Annotated in this window: 15 protein-coding genes and 1 riboswitch; of the genes, 12 read left to right on the forward strand and 3 right to left on the reverse strand. The window is 53.8% G+C overall.

Translation table 11 applies throughout. From position 1 onward, the window contains the following. Window positions 1-45 precede the first annotated feature (45 nt). Entirely contained in the window at window positions 46-2,223 is a 2,178-nt protein-coding gene (locus tag LQ229_RS05725; protein WP_230191156.1) for a heavy metal translocating P-type ATPase, read from the reverse strand. Window positions 2,224-2,255: 32 nt separating this feature from the next. Continuing rightward, window positions 2,256-2,579 carry a metalloregulator ArsR/SmtB family transcription factor gene (locus LQ229_RS05730; protein WP_216539840.1) on the reverse strand — a complete coding sequence of 108 codons (324 nt, stop codon included), beginning with the start codon at window positions 2,577-2,579 and terminating at the stop codon, window positions 2,256-2,258. Window positions 2,580-2,806: 227 nt separating this feature from the next. Here LQ229_RS05730 and LQ229_RS05735 point away from each other — a divergent pair, with 227 nt between their 5' ends. The 8 genes from LQ229_RS05735 to LQ229_RS05770 all read left to right on the forward strand — a co-directional run bounded on the left by LQ229_RS05735 (window position 2,807) and on the right by LQ229_RS05770 (window position 11,786). After that, window positions 2,807-3,442, forward strand: a complete 636-nt coding sequence (locus tag LQ229_RS05735; RefSeq protein WP_216539841.1) for a stage V sporulation protein AA — start codon at window positions 2,807-2,809, stop codon at window positions 3,440-3,442. Beyond that, window positions 3,417-3,860 (forward strand): stage V sporulation protein AB, encoded by a 444-nt coding sequence (locus LQ229_RS05740; protein WP_216539842.1) that lies wholly within the window; start codon window positions 3,417-3,419, stop codon window positions 3,858-3,860. Before LQ229_RS05735 ends, LQ229_RS05740 begins: the two co-directional genes overlap by 26 nt. 98 nt (window positions 3,861-3,958) lie before the next feature. Continuing rightward, window positions 3,959-5,521, forward strand: a complete 1,563-nt coding sequence (locus LQ229_RS05745; RefSeq protein WP_230191200.1) for a spore germination protein — start codon at window positions 3,959-3,961, stop codon at window positions 5,519-5,521. 158 nt (window positions 5,522-5,679) lie between these two features. Further along, window positions 5,680-7,011, forward strand: coding sequence for a diaminopimelate decarboxylase (gene lysA / locus LQ229_RS05750; protein WP_216539844.1), 1,332 nt, complete (start codon window positions 5,680-5,682; stop codon window positions 7,009-7,011). Between the two features lie 133 nt (window positions 7,012-7,144). After that, the gene (locus LQ229_RS05755; RefSeq protein WP_230191157.1) at window positions 7,145-7,738 is read left to right on the forward strand and encodes a TetR/AcrR family transcriptional regulator; all 594 of its coding nucleotides are present in this window, start codon (window positions 7,145-7,147) and stop codon (window positions 7,736-7,738) included. A 20-nt stretch (window positions 7,739-7,758) separates the two neighbouring features. Continuing rightward, on the forward strand, window positions 7,759-8,697 hold the full coding sequence (locus LQ229_RS05760) for an NAD-dependent epimerase/dehydratase family protein (RefSeq protein WP_230191158.1): 939 nt from the start codon (window positions 7,759-7,761) through the stop codon (window positions 8,695-8,697). A gap of 106 nt (window positions 8,698-8,803) precedes the next feature. Beyond that, window positions 8,804-9,235 carry a peptidylprolyl isomerase gene (locus LQ229_RS05765; protein WP_216539846.1) on the forward strand — a complete coding sequence of 144 codons (432 nt, stop codon included), beginning with the start codon at window positions 8,804-8,806 and terminating at the stop codon, window positions 9,233-9,235. A gap of 940 nt (window positions 9,236-10,175) precedes the next feature. Next, window positions 10,176-11,786, forward strand: a complete 1,611-nt coding sequence (locus LQ229_RS05770) for a peptidase G2 autoproteolytic cleavage domain-containing protein (protein WP_230191159.1) — start codon at window positions 10,176-10,178, stop codon at window positions 11,784-11,786. A gap of 13 nt (window positions 11,787-11,799) precedes the next feature. Here the strand turns inward: LQ229_RS05770 and LQ229_RS05775 are convergent, their stop codons facing one another. Next, window positions 11,800-12,069, reverse strand: a complete 270-nt coding sequence (locus tag LQ229_RS05775) for a hypothetical protein (protein ID WP_216539848.1) — start codon at window positions 12,067-12,069, stop codon at window positions 11,800-11,802. A gap of 223 nt (window positions 12,070-12,292) precedes the next feature. Continuing rightward, a riboswitch (FMN riboswitch) is annotated at window positions 12,293-12,451 on the forward strand. A 216-nt stretch (window positions 12,452-12,667) separates the two neighbouring features. Here LQ229_RS05775 and ribD point away from each other — a divergent pair. From ribD to ribE (LQ229_RS05795), 4 genes are read left to right on the forward strand one after another with little or no spacing between them, the layout of a single operon-like run. After that, complete coding sequence (ribD, locus tag LQ229_RS05780; protein WP_216539881.1) at window positions 12,668-13,780, forward strand: bifunctional diaminohydroxyphosphoribosylaminopyrimidine deaminase/5-amino-6-(5-phosphoribosylamino)uracil reductase RibD; 1,113 nt, start codon at window positions 12,668-12,670, stop codon at window positions 13,778-13,780. Window positions 13,781-13,799: 19 nt separating this feature from the next. Next, window positions 13,800-14,459 carry a riboflavin synthase gene (gene ribE, locus LQ229_RS05785; protein WP_216539849.1) on the forward strand — a complete coding sequence of 220 codons (660 nt, stop codon included), beginning with the start codon at window positions 13,800-13,802 and terminating at the stop codon, window positions 14,457-14,459. Between the two features lie 36 nt (window positions 14,460-14,495). Next, a complete protein-coding gene (locus tag LQ229_RS05790; RefSeq protein ID WP_230191160.1) occupies window positions 14,496-15,731 on the forward strand; it encodes a bifunctional 3,4-dihydroxy-2-butanone-4-phosphate synthase/GTP cyclohydrolase II in 1,236 nt (411 codons plus the stop codon). Between the two features lie 40 nt (window positions 15,732-15,771). Further along, window positions 15,772-16,239 carry a 6,7-dimethyl-8-ribityllumazine synthase gene (ribE, locus tag LQ229_RS05795; RefSeq protein ID WP_216539851.1) on the forward strand — a complete coding sequence of 156 codons (468 nt, stop codon included), beginning with the start codon at window positions 15,772-15,774 and terminating at the stop codon, window positions 16,237-16,239. Window positions 16,240-16,337 lie beyond the last annotated feature (98 nt).

Here is a 16,337-nt window from a genome sequence, read left to right on the forward strand (position 1 = left end):
AATGTTGCAGATGAAGTAAGGGGCGCGGGTGCGCCCCTTGTTTCGTTATATTCGCGTTTCCGCTCTGCGCTTGCGATCCAGCAGCACGGTCAAGCTAAGCAGCGTGACGATGATGGTCGCGCCCATATCGGACAAGATCGCGATCCAAAGCGTCAGCAGCCCCGGAATGGTGAGCAGCAGGGCGATCAGCTTCAAGCCGAGCGCAAGCGCAATATTCGCCTTGATGATGCGGTTCACCTTTTTGCCGATCGAAATCGCTTCGGGAAGTTTGCCGAGATGATCTTGCATCAATACGATGTCCGCCGTTTCGATGGCGCTGTCGGTGCCTTTGCCCATCGCGATGCCAAGCCCGGCGGAAGCGAGAGCCGGCGCATCGTTGATCCCGTCGCCGATCATCGCCACTTGGCCGTCGGAAGCGAGCTCTTTGATTTTCTCCACTTTTTGCTCCGGAAGCAGTCCGCCGTAGCAGGAAGTAACGCCTACCGCTGCGGCAACCTTCTCGGCGGTGCGCTGATGGTCGCCGGTCAGCATGACCGTGCGGCGGATGCCGCTGCGATGAAGGGCGGCCACCGTTTCCGCGCTCTCCGGGCGGATTTCGTCGGCGATTCCGAACACGCCCAGTATGCCGTGTTCATCGGCGACGATGACGAGCGTCAAACCTTCCGCTTTCAACCTTTCGATATCTTTCCGCGCCGCCTGGCTTTTCGGAACGGATTCGACGCTTTTTTCATTGCCGAGATAATAGGTTCGGCCGTCGATCCGCGCTTCTATCCCTTGGCCGGACAAGGTACGAATGTCTTCCGGTTCGGCGGCGGCAGCCCCGACCTTCTCCACATGCTTCATGACGGCCTTTGCAAGCGGATGAGAGGACGTTTTCTCGATGCCCGCAGCGATGGAGTAGAAGCGCTCCTTGTCGTAAACGGCCGTTTGCTCGACATGCGGCTCGCCCAAAGTCAATGTTCCCGTTTTATCGAAGGCGAGCGTATCGATTTTGCCGAGCTGTTCCAGGAATACGCCGCCTTTGACGAGAATGCCGTTGCGCGCATTGCGGGTAATTCCCGACACGAGCGCGATCGGCGAAGATAAGATCAGCGCGCACGGGCATCCGACGATCAATACCGCCAAGCCTTGATAGAGCCATGTTTTCCAGTCGCCCCCGAGCAGCAAAGGAGGCACGAGCACGACCAATATGGCGACGGCGAGAATAAGCGGAGTATAATATTTGGCGAATCGATTGATGAATAATTCCGTCGGCGTTTTCGTTTCTTGCGCTTCCTCGACCAGATGCAATATTTTGGCCAGGGAAGAATCTTTGTACGCCTTGTCGATGCGAACTTGCAGCACTCCTTCGTTATTAATGCTGCCTCCGAATACGGGTTGTCCTTCCGCTTTATCTACCGGAAGCGATTCCCCGGTAATCGCCGCTTCGTTGACGGAACTGCTGCCCGCGATAACCGTCCCGTCGGAAGGAATTTTCTCGCCTGCGCGTACGAGCACGATATCCCCGATTTCCAGCGAGGAAATCGGGACGACCCGTTCCCGGCCGCCGGCGATAAGAACGGCTTCCTTCGGCGCCACTTGCAGCAGCGACTCCATCGAACGGCGCGCCTTTTCCATGCCCATGCCTTCCAGCAATTCGTTCAAGCCGAACAATATGGCGACCAGCGTCGCTTCTTTCCATTCGCCGATAAGCACGGCGCCGATGAGCGCGATCGTCATCAGCGTGTCGATATTGAACTTGAAGCGCGCCAGATTGCGCAAACCTTTCATAAAAGTAACATATCCGCTGATTGCAATCGAAAATAAATACATCGCAATCGCCGCAACGTCCGGTATGAATTGCTGCAATCCGATCGCAAGAACGAATACGGCCGCAGCGGCGATAAGCAATACTTTCATTCGATTCGTCGATCCATGGCTATGATTGTGACCGTCGCCGGCGGAATGGTCATGCGCTCCGTGTTCGCCGGCATGGCTGTGCCGATGATGATGCCCCGCATGCTCCGGATGGGAAGTTCCGCCCGCGTAAGATTGATCGATATAAGCGCCGTCGCTGCGCAAAATTTGTTCAACCTCGGCGAGCGAAATATGTTCGTCGACCTTCAATTTGCCGGTGTTGTAACTTAATGTAGATCCTTCGCCGTGTTCCAGTTTTTGAATTTTTTGTTCCAGTTCGCGGGAACAGTTGGCGCAGGACAGACCTTTCACTCTGAATTCCAACATGCCGGTCCCTCATTTCAGTTGATAGTAGGTAGCTAGTCGTGACAAGCGTGGTGAATCGCCTGCGACAACAAATCCATGACGTGTTGATCGTCATGGGAATAATACAACGTCGTGCCGGCCCGTCTGAATTTCACCAGCCGCAAGTTTTTCAAAAACCGAAGCTGGTGGGAAACGGTCGATTGCAGCAGCGACAGCTCATCGGCAATTTCGTTCACCGAGCATTCCTTTTGCGACAGCAAATGCAATATCCGGATTCGCGTCGTATCCGACAACGCCTTGAACGTTTGCGAAACCATAAACAACGTCTCGTCATCCAATGTTTCGCACGGTTGTTTCGTATCCCCTGTTTGCTCCATAAACGCACCGCCTAACATGATTATATGAGTATCTATACATATATTATAATTCAATTGTCGAAATAACGCAAAGCATTTATGCCTATAAAATCGATTTTTTCGATTGATTTTATTCGCGCTTCCGCTCCCGTCTGGCAAATGTTAACGGCTCCCCCAATCCAATGATTAGATTCGCCCGGATTTTCTCATACTACATCTACGAAAGATTTGCAAAGGAGTGATTCGAGTTGCATCAAAAACTCACTCCCACATTATATATTCGCTTGCGAAAACGGGTGCGGGTGCGAAAAGGGGAAGCGATTATATTGGGGCAAATTGCGGAGTTGCTCACGGAACCGGAATATGAGGCGAAAATAAAAGATTTGGAGGTTTTCAGACCGAAACGGCAAGACGGCAACATCGTGCTTGTCGATATGCTGCAGATCGTCCGCCTTGTAAAGGGCGTTGTCCCCGAGATGGCGGTGGAATACTTCGGCGAACCGCATACCTTGGTCGAAATCGGCGATGCCCCGAATCGCCCCAATATCGTTCTGTTTCTGCTTGTTTGGCTGCTGCTTTTTTTCGGTTCCGGTTTGGCGATCATGAATTTTCACGCCGATGTCAGCATGATGCCGGTTCAGCAGCGCATCGTCGAATTGATTACCGGCAAAAAAGACGAACATCCATATTTATTTCAACTCGCATACTCGCTAGGAATCGGCTTCGGGATGATCGTATTCTTCAACCATGTGTTCAAGAAAAAATTCAACGAAGAGCCGACGCCTCTGGAAGTGGAAATGTTTCTGTATCAAGAAAATTTGAATCAATTTGTCATTACGGAAGAATATTGCCGCTTGCATGAAAAAGGTGAACGGATTGACTGATTTACTGAAAACGGCTTTCAGCTCCTTTGTCGGTTTTGCGGGCGGAATCGCTGTGGGAGGAGGCATGGTGGCGCTGTTCGTCGTACTCGATATTATTCCCCGGTTGGCCCAATTGACGCGCTCGTACCATAAAGTGCATTGGTTCGAAGGAGCGATGGTCAGCGGGGCGCTATATTGGACGTTCGCCGACTTCTGGAATTGGATCGTGCCCTCCGGGCAGCTTGCAACAATCGCGGTTGGTTTGTTTCACGGCGTGTTCATCGGCATGCTTGCCGCGGCGTTGACGGAAGTGTTGAACGTTCTGCCGATCTTGGCCAAACGGCTTCATCTTATCCCGTACATGTTTGGACTGCTGCTGGCCATGGTCCTTGGAAAAATTGCCGGATCGCTGTTCGATTGGTTCGTTTATCATCAATAGTAAGGAGCATGCATCTTATGGATAAAGATACGACATCGCAAGATCAATACCGGGATACCGATCCGATTGCCGTCCTCGCATCGGGCGAGCATCCGGAGATGGCCGGACCGGACGGCGAAAACAGCGAATTGAAGCGCAAAAGGAAAGAGGAGATCTCGAATTCGTTGGAGGAATCCGTCGTTTACTGGCAAGACACGGACCGGATTTCCAAAAAATTGGACGAATCGAAACGTACGTTAAAAGAAGTCGTCGGGCTCGACAATGCGTTCGACCTCGTCTTTCGCGAAATGACGTTCGGCGGCAGGCGGACCGGGTTGTTTTACGTCAACGGGTTTGCCAAGGACGACGTGTTGACCGAAATATTGAAACGTCTTACTTATTTGGATAAAGAGCAAATATCGGCCAATGCGATCAAAGCTTTCATGGATTGCTACGTTCCGCATATTCAAGTGGAGAAAGTGACGAAAATGAGCGAGGCCATTAATTACGTCCTGGCCGGCGGAACGGCGCTGTTCGTCGACCAGGAGCAAGCCGCCCTCATTATCGACGCGAAGGTGTTCCCGAGCAGAGGGCCGGAGGAGCCTTCGCTGGAACGGGTCGTACGGGGCGCCCGCGACGGCTTTACCGAAACGTTGCTGACCAATGTCGCGCTCGTTCGGAGACGCATCCGAGATCCCGGATTGAAGTTGGAATTGGTTCAGGTCGGCCGGCGAACGAGAACGGACGTATGCATCGCATATATCGACGATATCGCGGATGGGAAATTGGTTGAGTCCGTACGAAGCAAAATCGAGAACGTGAATATCGACGGCCTGCCGCTCGCGGATAAACAATTGGAAGAAGCGATTATCAATAAAGGGTGGTTTCCGTATCCCCTTGTAAGATATTCGGAACGTCCGGATGTCGTAGCCTCGCATCTGTTGAGCGGTTGCGTCGTTCTTATGGTCGATACCTCCCCAAGCGTTATGGTCCTGCCCACCACGTTTTTCGATTTATGCCAACACGTGGAAGAGAACCGGCAGACGCCTTTCATGGGAACATACATGATGTGGGTTCGTTTCCTCGGCATCGCGGTCTCCTTGTTTCTGTTGCCGTTATGGCTTCTTCTCGCCACGAAACCGGGAATCGGGCCGGCGTTTCTGGAATTTATCGGACCGAATAAAACGGGGAAAATTCCGATCATCGGCCAATTTCTTATCGCCGACATCGGCGTGGACTTGTTGCGCATAGCCGCCGTTCATACGCCGACCCCGCTTGCGACGGCAATGGGCTTGGTCGCCGCCATTATGATCGGCGATATTGCGATAAAAGCAGGATTGTTTGTCAACGAAGTCGTACTTATGATGGCTGTCGCGGCCATCGGCATGTTCGCCACGCCCAGCTATGAATTGGCGCTCGCCAACCGGATCGTGCGGCTGGCGCTGCTGGTGGCCGTAGCGATATTCGGCGTGCCCGGCTTCGTGGTGGGAGTGACGCTGTTCATTCTGCTGCTCGCTACGCATCGGTCGTACAATTCCTCTTATCTATGGCCGTTTATACCATTTAATGCAAAGGCGCTGACAAGTACGGTTTTCCGCAAGCCGGTGCTCAATGTGAAGCTGCGGCCGAGTTTTAATAAAACGGACGATAGCACGAAAATGCCGCGGCGGGCCCGGAAATAAAAATGCTTGGTCAAAAAGTACAAACGAATTGTCGTTTAGTCCATTTCTCTGCTTTCTTATTTTTGGTATACTGAGTTGTAATGAACCGATCACAATGAGACTTATGCGTCCGCAGCGCGGGTGAACGGATAGACCAAAGAAAGTAGAGGAGAAACGATATGCATTTACATGGAACCAGCAAAATTAACGCAAGTGGACATTTGGAAATCGGCGGATGCGATGTTGCGGATTTGAAGGAGAAATTCGGCACTCCGTTATATATTGTGGACGAAGCTTTGGTTCGTAAGCGGTGCCGCGAGTATATCGAGGCGTTCCGCGCGTCCGGCTTGAAGTTTCAAGTCGCATATGCGAGCAAAGCGTTCTGCGTCATGGCTATGTGCCGCCTGGTCGAGGAAGAAGGCCTGTCGCTCGATGTCGTATCGGATGGGGAATTGCATACCGCATTGAAGGCGGGATTTCCGGTCGGGCGGATTCACTTCCACGGCAACAATAAGACGCCGGACGAAATAGAAATGGCAATCGACGCCGAAATCGGTTGTTTTGTCGTCGATAACTTTGTGGAATTGGAAATGCTGAATGCGATTGCGGGCGGGAAAGGCCGCCGCGTCAATGTTTTATTGCGCGTCACGCCGGGGGTTGAGGCCCACACGCATGAATATATTTCGACAGGACAAACCGACTCGAAATTCGGCTTCGATATCGGCAACGGCTCCGCGTTCGAAGCGGTGCGCCAAGCGTCGCAGCTCCCGCATATCGAGTTGCTGGGGGTTCATTCCCATATCGGATCGCAAATTTTCGAAGTCGAGGGATTCCAGATGGCGGTCGAGAAAGTCGCTGCTTTTGCGCGCAATGTATACGCGGAATTGCATGTCGCGATGAAGGTCGTCAACTTGGGCGGAGGCTTCGGCATCCGTTATGTGGACGGGGATACGCCTTTGCCGGTAGCGCAATATGTCAAAGCGATTACCGATGCCGTTAAACAGCATTTCGCAGGCGTCGGCGAAGCTTTGCCGGAAATTTGGGTCGAACCCGGCCGCAGTATTGTAGGCGACGCGGGAACGACGCTATATACGGTCGGAACGATGAAAGATATTCCGGGCGTGCGCAAATATGTGGCCGTAGACGGCGGGATGACGGACAATCCGCGTCCGGCTCTTTACGAATCCCGTTATGAAGCGCTGCTTGCGAACCGCGCCGGCGAACCGAACGAGGAGGTCGTCTCGATCGCGGGCAAATGCTGCGAAAGCGGCGACATGCTTATTTGGGATGTGGAACTGCCGAAAGTAGTCAGCGGCGATCTCCTTGCCGTGTCGTGCACGGGAGCTTACAATTACGCAATGGCGAGCAATTATAACCGGATTCGCCGTCCGGGCGTCGTGTTCGTCCATAACGGCGAAGCCGACATCGTCGTCAAACGCGAATCGTTCGACGATATCGTAGGCAACGATGTCGTGCCGGAACGGCTTCGGAAACAAGCGGTGGCGAAATAAAAGCCCTATGCGGGACTGCCTACAGTCGAATGACTGTAAGGCAGTCTTTTTCGTTTTTGTTGACGACCGAACATTGTTCTGTTACAATTGATACCGAACGTTGTTCGGTTTGTGATGAAGGAGGAGATGGGATATGGCAGGTATTGCCGATCGTTCAACCTTGACGCTTTTAATGCGCGAGACGGAAAGGCTTATCGTAGAGAAAGGCTGCAAAAAAACGACGATTCGCGATCTGATCCAGGCCTCCGGAATATCGATGGGGGGCATTTATCATTACGTCAAAAGCAAGGAGGAGCTTTACGGCCTCGTTTTGCAGGAGAGGATTCAACAGATCGACGAACGGTTTCACACCAAAGTGTGCGAGACGGAACTAGGCGAGCTTGACGGCCCGCTGCGGACGATCGTCGACGGCTTCTACGGCTTTATGATCGGGGAAGACAGGGTTTGCCGGGATATTCTGCTCTACTTGATCGGTTTTCAGGACGCTTCCGAAGTCACGCCCATACTATCCAAATTCCATGAAGCGTTGCTAGGCGCGATTGAACGTTGGATCCAAGTCGGGCAAGCCGCTTCGGCGATACCCGCGTCGATTGATGCGGCGGAGGTTAGTTCCGCATTGGCCACCTATTTGTTAGGGTTGCTTCTTGAGGATCGGCTCGGTTATGTTCGGACGGATGCGGACAAAACGTATGCTGCGATATATCGAATGTTGAAAAGTCATATGTAAACGATAGGAGGAGAATAGGCATGCAGGATAAGGAATTGCACGTCGTATTCGGTGCAGGAGCGCTTGGCCAGGCGGTGATAAGCGAGCTTCTAGCGCAAGGCAAACAAGTTCGTGCCGTCAATCGGAGCGGCAACTTCCGCGACATTCCGCACGGGGCGGAAAGACGGCAATGCGATGCGCGCGAAGAATCTGAGGTTCGCGAAGTTTGTAAGGACGCTACCGTGATCTATCATTGCATGGGATTGCCGTATTCGGAATGGCAAGACGCGATGCCGGCCATGATGCGGGGAATGATCGAAGGCGCCGCATCGGCGAATGCCAAATTGATTTACGCGGATAATTTATACGCGTACGGCCCGGTGCAGGGGGAAATTCACGAGGGGCTGCCTCACCGGGCGGTCGGGAGGAAAACGAAGGTTCGCGGCGAAGCGGCGGATATGTTGATGGAAGCGCATCGAAACGGAGCCGTTCGGGCCGCTATCGGGCGCGGATCGGACTTCTACGGTCCGGGCGTACTCACCGCTGCATTGGGAGCGCAAGTGTTCGGCAATGCGCTTGCCGGCAGAAAGGCCGATCTTCTCGGCAACCCGAAGTTGCCGCATACGCATCTGTATATTCGCGACTTCGCGCGCGGACTGGCCGTCTTGGGGCGGCACGACAAGGCGTTAGGACAAATCTGGCATATTCCTGCCGCCGAGACGGTAAGCACGCATGAACTTGCGGAACGCATCTTCAAGCAATTGGGGATAGCGTCGCAGTACCGCATCGCAGGCAAAGGGCTGGTGTCGTGCCTGGGGCTGTTCCATCCGATGATGCGCGAAATGAAAGAAATGATGTACCAATTCTCCGAACCGTTTACGGTCGATCACAGCAAATATGTGCGGGAATTCGGGCTCGATGTAACCCCGCACGATGAAGCGATTGCGGAAACGATTCGTTGGTACCGGAACCGAACATGACGACTCCGTCGTGTATTTGTAAAGATGATGCCGCCGTCGCATTTGTATAACCGTCCGATTCATAGTAAAATGTAGGCATTCACATTGTTAAAGGAGTGCTCTATTCATGGCAAAACAAGCGAAAATCAAAATGGCGAACGGTGCGGAAATCGTAATCGACCTTTTCGAGAAAGATGCGCCCAATACGGTAGCCAATTTTGAGAAATTGGCGAATTCCGGCTTTTATAACGGCTTGAATTTTCACCGCGTCATTCCAGGATTCGTTGCGCAAGGGGGTTGCCCGAACGGCACCGGCGCTGGCGGGCCGGGTTATACGATCAATTGCGAGATTAACCCGAACAAGCATGAACGCGGCACGCTGGCGATGGCGCATGCCGGACGCAATACGGGCGGAAGCCAATTCTACATCTGCTACCAGCCGCAGCCGCATTTGGACGGACAACATACCGTTTTCGGCAAAGTGGCCAAGGGGATGGAGCATGTCGACGCATTCCAAGGGCGCGACAAGATGGAGTCGGTGGAAGTATACGAAGTATAAGATGGGGCAAATTCCGCTTCATTAACGGTAAATTGTACCGCTAATTTCATGAATTGGCGGGTAGGGTTGAGAATTGCGCCAATTTCTGGAGCTAAATTCTAGCGGTTCGATCAAACTGGGTGATTTCCCGGGAATTAACGCCAAATTTTCGAGCTAGTAAGATTCAAGCTGAGGATTGTAGAGATATAACGCCGGTTTTTACCGTTCATGCAATGGCGTTGCATTGAGAAATTGTTATCCGGACCGTACGACCGTTATTTTGCGTCAAAACCGCTTATTCGCTGTTTCGGCGGGCATTGGTTCCGTTATTCGTTCGTCGCAGGGCTTATTTTTACGCTTTTGCAATGAATAAAGGATCATCTGTCCGCAAACTGGCCGAAATCGGGTCATTTGTCACAATTAGCGTCTCCTGTGTCCGCGAACTTGGAGAGCAGGGCGGTAGAAGTTAATGCAACGCCAGTGCCGTTCATGCTTCAACGAGCGGTTCTACAAACTGGTTTTGTGCATGGTTCTAAGCCCGGTTCTGTGTGCTGGTCTCATGATCGCCGCTATGAACCGGTTCTTGTGTGGGTGTAAGTCGGTGCTATGAACCGGTTCTTGTGCGAATGTAAGCACGGTGCAATTAACCGGTTCTTGTGCAGTTGTAAGTACGGTGTTATGTACTGGTTCTTGCAAGGTTGTGAATATGGTGCTATGTACTGGTTTGAATGACGGTTTTATGTACGTTTTCATGCACGGATTTATCTGCCGTACGGTTCACGTACCGGATTAAACGCGCTGTTGCGCGTTTTTCAATGGTCCGTTGCGCCGACCGCCGCGTAAACCGCTGGAGCGATTTGTCCGGCGGTTTTTCTTATGTTCCGTTTCTATTGTCCCTTGCCAATCTGCAGTAATCGGAATAGTAATAGATATGCTTTCGTTACAGGAAGGAGACAAAGAAATGGCAAATGGATGTAATGCGGTGAATTCCGGCGTTTGCTCCTTTGCGGAAGGGGCGAATACGACCGCGAGCGGAGTTGCCTCTCACGCGGAAGGCAGCGGCACCGTAGCGATAGGAACGGCTTCGCATGCCGAAGGGGTCGTCACGCAGGCGAACGCCGACTTCTCCCATGCGGAAGGGTTCAGCACGCGGGCAGGCGCGGCGGCCGCGCATGCGGAAGGCTCCGGCACCCTCGCCGGCGGCGGATCCTCGCATGCGGAAGGGGTGAACACGACGGCGAGCGGCGTGGCGTCGCATACGGAAGGCAGCGGCACGCAAGCGGCCGGCGCCAATTCGCATGCCGAAGGAGCGGCGTCGGTCGCCGGCGCGGATCACGCGCATGCGGAAGGCTTTAACTGCATGGCGATGGGCATTGCTTCGCATGCGGAAGGCTTTAACTGCATGGCGATGGGCATTGCTTCGCATGCGGAAGGCAATGTTACCCAGGCGACGCAGATCGGGGCGCATGCGGAAGGCTCGGGCACGCTTGCCAGCGGTATCGTTTCGCATGCGGAAGGCAATATTACCGTGGCGAGGAGCGGGGCGGCGTCCCACGCGGAAGGCGCCCGATGCGTGGCGAGCGGGCTGTCGTCGCATGCGGAAGGCGAGGGGAGCACCGCCGCAGGGGCGAACTCTCACGCCGAAGGAATTGGAACGACGGCCAACGGCGAAGGTTCGCATGCCGAAGGGGCGCTTACGGTGACCGCCGCGTTTGCCGCGCACGCGGAAGGGGCGAGCACGAATGCAAGCGGCTTCGCATCGCATGCTGAAGGAGCAAGCACGGTTGCAATCGGCGTAACCGCGCATGCCGAAGGAGCGGCTACGGTAGCCGGAGGCAACTTCTCGCATGCGGAAGGTTTCGATACGTCCACGGCAACGTTCGACAATTCCCATATTATGGGCCGGTTCGGCGATGCGAACGAGGCGAACTCCTGGTTCGTCGCCAACGGGACGGCGGCCAACGCGCGCGGTTTGGGGGCGAAATTCAGCGGTTCGACCGGCAATATGTTCGTGGACGGCGCTTATTTAAGCCCCGCGGCGGATTATGCCGAAATGTTCGAGACGGCGGACGGACAACCGATCGGTCCCGGATATTTCGTAACGCCCGCGCATGAAGACAAAATCCGCAAAGCGACTTCGCAAGACCGCTTTATCCTAGGCATCGTCAGCGGGGCGCCCAGCGTCGTCGGCAATAGCGCAGGGCTCAGTTGGCATCGAAGATATAAGAAGGACGAATGGGGCAGGAAACAGTATATCGAAACGGAGATGCAGGAAGTCTACGATCCGGAAGGAAACGTCGCCGTTCCAAGACGCACGATTCTCCATGCGGAGACCGATCCGGAATGGGATCCCGCACAACCTTATATTCCACGGTTCGAACGGCCGGAATGGGAAGCGGTCGGCTTGCTGGGACAACTATTGGTGAGGGACGACGGCACATGCGAGACGCACGGTTATTGCCTGCCGAACGACGAAGGCATAGCGACGGCGGCGCAAACCGGCTATTTCGTATTAAAGCGTACCGGCGCGAATCAAATTCTCGTCTTGTTCGTAACGGGCCGCGTGCCGTAAAATCGGCGTGCGGCTACACTTTGGAGTGCGTGAAATACGTATCCAATTCGCTCCGGATCAGGGACAGTTTTTTCTGAATATAGTCTTGCGGATCCGGAGTTTGAACGTCGCCCTTCAGTTCCTGCACTTTCATATCCGCGAACATGGCGGCGATGCCGCATAAATTGTCGACGATGCGCAGCAAGTTCGGATTGCCGTCCTGAGCATGCGTCATTAACATGACATGCATCTGGTCTAACTGGTTGCGAATTTTAATCGTCGTTCTTAAATCGAATTTCTCCATTCGTACCATCCTCTCACCTATGGCGTTTTGTAAAACCATATGTGCCGGGGCTTGGCGTTATGCGCTTCGCGGCCAGTCCGGAAATCGTATTTTTGCGATAGGAAAGACGATGGGCATAGCCGTTTGCATGATAAACGGTAGAACGGGGATGCGCAAGGATGAATATCCTTGCTTTTTCATTTTTTTAGTGCTACTATTCATACAAGATGTTTACTGGCAAACATCAATCCTTCGGGGCAGGGTGCAATTCCCTACCGACGGTGATACGCGATCCTTACGATTGCGTTCAGTCCGTGACCCGGCTCGAATCGAACGATTCTTGACGGTTGACTCGGTGCAAGTCCGAGACCGACAGTAACAGTCTGGATGGGAGAAGGAGACGCAGTGATTCAATTTGATATCGGTAGAGTCGTACTTTTTTTCACATGAAAAAATAGTGCTTATTTTTCCTGCGAAAGTTCGCCCTTTCTCAGGCTTGTTTGCACATGCGCTTATTTGATACCGGCTGCGTTTTTTGATTTCGTCCTACAAGCCCCTTTGGTAATGAGTGCCAAAGGGGCTTTTTTTCATGAATTTAAATCGGGACGGTGGTGAGAAGATGGAGACGATTGGCGATGAGTTCTATATGCGAATGGCGCTGCAAATGGCGGAGAAAGCGCTCGGCCAGACCGGCATTAACCCGGTCGTCGGCTGCGTCGTCGTCAAGGACGGCCGCATCGTCGGCCTCGGCACGCATTTAAAGCGCGGAGAAGAACATGCGGAAGTTCACGCGCTTCGCATGGCCGGAGCAGAAGCGGAAGGCGGTACGGCCTATGTTACGCTCGAGCCTTGCAGCCATTACGGCAAGACGCCGCCTTGCAGCGATCGGCTTATCGACAGCAAAGTGAAGCGCGTCGTCGTGGCCTGCGCCGACCCGAATCCGCAAGTGGCGGGATCGGGCATTGCGAAGCTTAGGGAGCATGGCATCGAAGTGCAGGTCGGCGTGTTGAAGCGCGAAGCCGAGCAAATGAACGAAGCATTCAATAAATATATTACGACAAAGCTTCCTTTCGTCACGTTGAAAACGGCCAGCACGCTTGACGGCAAAATCGCCGCCAAAACGGGAGACAGCAAATGGATATCCAATGCGGAATCCCGGCAGATCGTTCATACGCTGCGCCATCGCCATCAAGCGATTATGATCGGCGCCCAAACGGCGATCGCCGACGATCCGCAGCTGACGACAAGGCTTCCGGTTCCGGGGCTGCACCCGATCCGGATCGTCGTCGACTCGACGCTGCGCATTCCAAGCGAGGCGCGAATGTTGAATGACGGCCTGGCCAAGACCGTGATTCTGACAACCGACGGAGCGAGCGAGGGGCGGGCGGAGGAACTGCGCGGACGGGGCGCCGAAGTGATTCGCTGCGGACCCGGACCGACCGTAGATCTGCCTCTGGCGATGCGACTGCTCGGCGAGCGGGAGATCGCCTCGATCCTGCTGGAAGGCGGCGGCAAATTGAACGGGGCGATGCTGGCCGCCGGCTTGGTCGATAAAATGATGCTGATCTTCGCACCGAAAATTATCGGAGGCGCGCAGGCGCCGGGCAGCTTCGAATTCGACGGGTTTGCGCGGATGAGCGATGCGATCGCGTTGACGGATATGGCCGTCGAACGGATTGGCGATAACGTATGGATAAGCGGATATCCGCAGGCCGCGGAAACGAAAAGCTAGAAAGGAGGCCGCGGAGAGCATGTTTACAGGAATTGTGGAAGAAATCGGCACGCTATGGCGGATCGGCCGCAAAGGAGAGGCGATGGTGTTGACGATTGGCGCCTCCAAAATTATGGACGACGTGGCGCTCGGCGACAGCATCGCGATCAACGGCGTCTGTTTGACGGTTACAGCATTCAATGAATCGTCGTTTCACGTCGATGTTACCCCGCAAACGTATCGGCATACGAATTTGAAGCTGCTGCAAGCGGGAAGCCCCGTCAATCTGGAACGGGCGATGAAGGCGAACGGCCGCTTCGGCGGACATATCGTTCAAGGGCATGTGGACGGGGTAGGCACGATTCTGAAACGCGTCGACGAGGCGAATGCGGTGTTGTTTCAAGTAAGACCGGAAAATGGCGATTTGTTCAAATACATGATCCCGCAAGGGTCGGTCACGCTTGACGGCATCAGTTTGACGATTGCCGATATCGATGACGGAACGTTTACCGTCTCGATTATCCCGCATACGCTGGCGGAAACCGTCCTTCAGCATAAGAAGGCGGGAGATACGGTCAATATGGAGTGCGACGTATTGGGCAAATATGTGGAGCATTTGCTGGGATTCCGGAAGTCTCCCGGCAAACCGCAATCTTCCCGCTTGACCGAGCAGTTTTTGACGGAAAACGGTTTTCTGTAACGAGTAACGATAACATCATTAGGGGGTAAGAAAGCGATGGACGACAATTTCCGTTTAGATCCGATCGAAGAAGCGATTTACGATCTGATGATGGGCAAAGTGATCATCGTCGTCGACGATGAAGACAGGGAAAACGAAGGAGATTTCTTGGCGCTTGCGGATAAGGCCACGCCGGAAGTCATCAACTTTATGATTAAGGAAGGCCGCGGGCTCGTATGCATGCCGATTACGGAAGAACGGGCCCAGGAGCTCGAGCTTCCGCCGATGGTGGCGCATAATACCGACAATCACGGCACCGCGTTTACCGTATCCGTCGATCATGTCGATACGACGACCGGAATTTCCGCTTTCGAGCGTTCGGATACGATTAAGGCTCTGATCGGCGCGAAGACGAAGGCGGCGGATTTCCGCAAGCCTGGCCATGTTTTTCCGTTGATCGCCAAAAAAGGCGGCGTGCTGCGGCGTGCCGGACATACGGAAGCTGCGGTCGATCTCGCGCGCATGTGCGGATCGTACCCGGCGGGCGTCATCTGCGAAGTCATTAAAGAGGACGGGACGATGGCGCGGCTGCCCGACTTGGTCGAAATCGCCCGGAAGCACGGGCTGAAGCTCATCTCGATTCAAGATTTGATCCGTTACCGCAATGAGAAAGAGAAGTTGGTGCACCGCGAAGTCGAAGTGCGGATGCCGACCGATTTCGGCTTGTTCAAAGCGGTCGCCTATACGAACGATGTCGACGGGAAAGAGCATTTGGCGCTCGTGAAAGGTATGATCGACAGCAGCCAGCCGATTCTGGTACGAGTGCATTCGGAATGTTTGACGGGGGACGTATTCCATTCCCATCGCTGCGATTGCGGGCCGCAATTTGCCGCCGCGCTGCGTCAAATCGAAGAAGCCGGCCAGGGCGTGCTCCTGTATATGCGCCAGGAAGGCCGCGGCATCGGATTGATCAATAAGCTGAAAGCTTACAAGCTGCAGGAGCAAGGCTTGGATACGGTGGACGCCAATGTCAAGCTCGGTTTTCCGCCCGATCTTCGCGACTATGGCATCGGGGCGCAAATATTGAAAGATCTCGGCGTGCGCAAAATGCGCTTGCTGACGAACAATCCGCGCAAAATTAAAGGGCTTGAGGGATATGGTTTGCAAGTGGTCGAACGCGTTCCGCTGCAAATAGAAGAAAATGAAGACAATACGAATTACTTGCATACGAAAAAAGACAAGCTTGGGCATTTGCTGCAATTTGACGAGATCGAGCAAAACGAGACCGTATAGTCGGCAATATACCAAATCTATGAGAAGAGGATGATTTCAAATGGCAAACTTTATTGAAGGAAATTTAGTATCGCAAGGATTAAAATACGGCATCGTCGCCGGACGTTTCAACGAATTTATCGTCAGCAAGCTGCTTAGCGGCGCGTTGGACGCCTTGAAACGCCACGGCGCGGAAGACGGCGAAGTCGATGTCGCATGGGTGCCGGGCGCGTTCGAAATTCCGTTGATCGCCCAGAAAATGGCGGAGAGCGGCAAGTACGACGCGGTCATTACGCTCGGCGCGGTCATTCGCGGATCGACGCCGCATTTCGATTACGTTTGCAGCGAAGTGTCCAAAGGGGTTGCGGCCATTAATTTAAAAACGGGGGTACCGACCGTATTCGGCGTATTGACGACGGACAGCATCGAACAAGCGATCGAACGCGCAGGAACGAAGGCCGGCAACAAAGGATGGGAAGCGGCCGTAACCGCAATCGAAATGGCGAACTTGACGAAACAGTTCAATTAGTGCTATTTAAAATAGAAGACGATATTTTTCATGCTGCCGATACGTCAGTCGGTTAAGCGGCGCATCGTTCTATTTTTTGACGGAAAGCGGGAGGAAGT

The sequence above is a fragment of the Paenibacillus sp. CECT 9249 genome (genome assembly GCF_918697855.1).
Classification (GTDB): Bacteria; Bacillota; Bacilli; order Paenibacillales; family Paenibacillaceae; genus MSJ-34.

Coding starts and splice junctions, on each gene's coding strand:
- LQ229_RS05770 (WP_230191159.1), top strand. CDS start 10,176: ATGGCAAATGGATGTAATGCGGTGAATTCCGGCGTTTGCTCCTTTGCG.
- LQ229_RS05760 (WP_230191158.1), top strand. CDS start 7,759: ATGCAGGATAAGGAATTGCACGTCGTATTCGGTGCAGGAGCGCTTGGC.
- LQ229_RS05765 (WP_216539846.1), top strand. CDS start 8,804: ATGGCAAAACAAGCGAAAATCAAAATGGCGAACGGTGCGGAAATCGTA.
- LQ229_RS05730 (WP_216539840.1), bottom strand. CDS start 2,579: ATGGAGCAAACAGGGGATACGAAACAACCGTGCGAAACATTGGATGAC.
- ribE (WP_216539851.1), top strand. CDS start 15,772: ATGGCAAACTTTATTGAAGGAAATTTAGTATCGCAAGGATTAAAATAC.
- ribE (WP_216539849.1), top strand. CDS start 13,800: ATGTTTACAGGAATTGTGGAAGAAATCGGCACGCTATGGCGGATCGGC.
- LQ229_RS05725 (WP_230191156.1), bottom strand. CDS start 2,223: ATGTTGGAATTCAGAGTGAAAGGTCTGTCCTGCGCCAACTGTTCCCGC.
- LQ229_RS05740 (WP_216539842.1), top strand. CDS start 3,417: ATGAAAAAGGTGAACGGATTGACTGATTTACTGAAAACGGCTTTCAGC.
- ribD (WP_216539881.1), top strand. CDS start 12,668: ATGGAGACGATTGGCGATGAGTTCTATATGCGAATGGCGCTGCAAATG.
- lysA (WP_216539844.1), top strand. CDS start 5,680: ATGCATTTACATGGAACCAGCAAAATTAACGCAAGTGGACATTTGGAA.
- LQ229_RS05745 (WP_230191200.1), top strand. CDS start 3,959: ATGGCCGGACCGGACGGCGAAAACAGCGAATTGAAGCGCAAAAGGAAA.
- LQ229_RS05775 (WP_216539848.1), bottom strand. CDS start 12,069: ATGGAGAAATTCGATTTAAGAACGACGATTAAAATTCGCAACCAGTTA.
- LQ229_RS05790 (WP_230191160.1), top strand. CDS start 14,496: ATGGACGACAATTTCCGTTTAGATCCGATCGAAGAAGCGATTTACGAT.
- LQ229_RS05755 (WP_230191157.1), top strand. CDS start 7,145: ATGGCAGGTATTGCCGATCGTTCAACCTTGACGCTTTTAATGCGCGAG.